The 1514-nt window shown below is 44.8% G+C and carries 1 protein-coding gene; it reads right to left on the minus strand.

Features of this window, described 5'->3' with window-relative positions:
- Positions 1 to 1514, minus strand: a 1514-nt coding sequence (locus DFR60_RS30645) for a hypothetical protein (RefSeq protein WP_167437775.1), incomplete at both ends; no start/stop codon positions are given.

The raw sequence follows: 1514 nt of genomic DNA on the forward strand, positions 1-1514 counted from the left end.
GCTACTAACACTTCCTGGTTCTCAAGCTTGTCAAATGCTGTATTATTTCCAGTTACATAGTACTCAACGCTGTATTTCAGCTTCTGTGTTTCATCTACTCTGTAGTATACCTTAATGACGTTAGCTGTCTCACTGATCGTTGTCGGCAGCTCCGGTAATACGCTGTCTCTTGTATAGCCAGCCGGCACCTTGCTGCTGTCTGTTACTGCTTTGACTACCGGATCCGCTACCAGTACTTCCTGGTTCTCAAGCTTATCGAATGCTGTGTCATTTCCGGTTACATAGTACTCGACACTGTATCTCAGCTTCTGTGTCTCGTCTACTTTGTAGTATACCTTGATAACGTTATTGGAACTGCTGATCGCTGTTGGAAGCTTCGGAGATACATAATCTCTTGTATAACCAGCTGGTACTTTACTGCTGTCCGCTACTGCTTTGACTACCGGATCCGCTACCAGCACTTCCTGATTCTCAATTTTATCAAATGCTGTATTATTTCCGGTTACATAGTACTCAACGCTGTATTTCAGCTTCTGTGTTTCATCTACTCTATAGTATACCTTAATGACGTTAGCTGTCTCGCTGATCGTTGCCGGCAGCTCCGGTAATACGCTGTCTCTTGTATAGCCGGCCGGCACCTTGCTGCTGTCCGCTACTGCTTTGACTACCGGATCCGCTACCAGTACTTCCTGGTTCTCAAGCTTATCGAATGCTGTGTCATTTCCAGTTACATAGTACTCGACGCTGTATTTCAGCTTCTGCGTCTCGTCTACTTTGTAGTATACCCTAATGATGTTATTGGAACTGCTGATCGCTGTCGGAAGCTTCGGAGATACATAATCTCTCGTATAACCAGCCGGTACTTTACTGCTGTCCGCTACCGCTTTGACTACCGGATCCGCTACCAACACTTCCTGGTTCTCAAGTTTATCAAATGCTGTGTCATTTCCAGTTACATAGTACTCAACACTGTATTTCAGTTTCTGTGTTTTATCTACTCTGTAGTATACCTTAATGACGTTAACTGTCTCACTGATCGTTACAGGCAGCGACGGTGATACACGGTCTCTTGTATAGCCGGCCGGTACCTTACTGCTGTCCGCTACTGCTTTAACTACCGGATCCGCTACCAGTACTTCCTGGTTCTCAAGCTTATCGAATGCTGTGTCATTTCCGTTCAAGTAATACTCGACACTGTATTTCAGTTTCTGCATCTCGTCTACTTTATAATATATACGGATAACGTTGTTAGATTCGCTGATCGTTGTTGGCAGTTCTGGCAACACACGGTCTCTCGTATATCCGGCAGGCACTTTACTGCTGTCTGCCACTGTACTGACTACCGGATCAGCTACCAGCACTTCCTGGTTCTCAAGCTTATCAAACGCTTTGTCATTTCCAGTTACATAGTATTCGATGCTGTATTTCAGTTTCTGCGTCTCATCTACTTTATAGTATACCCTGATGACGTTATTAGTCTTGCTGATTATTGTCGGCAGTTCCGGCGTTACAGA

The organism is Hungatella effluvii, assembly GCF_003201875.1.
In the GTDB taxonomy this organism is placed as follows: Bacteria; Bacillota; Clostridia; order Lachnospirales; family Lachnospiraceae; genus Hungatella; species Hungatella effluvii.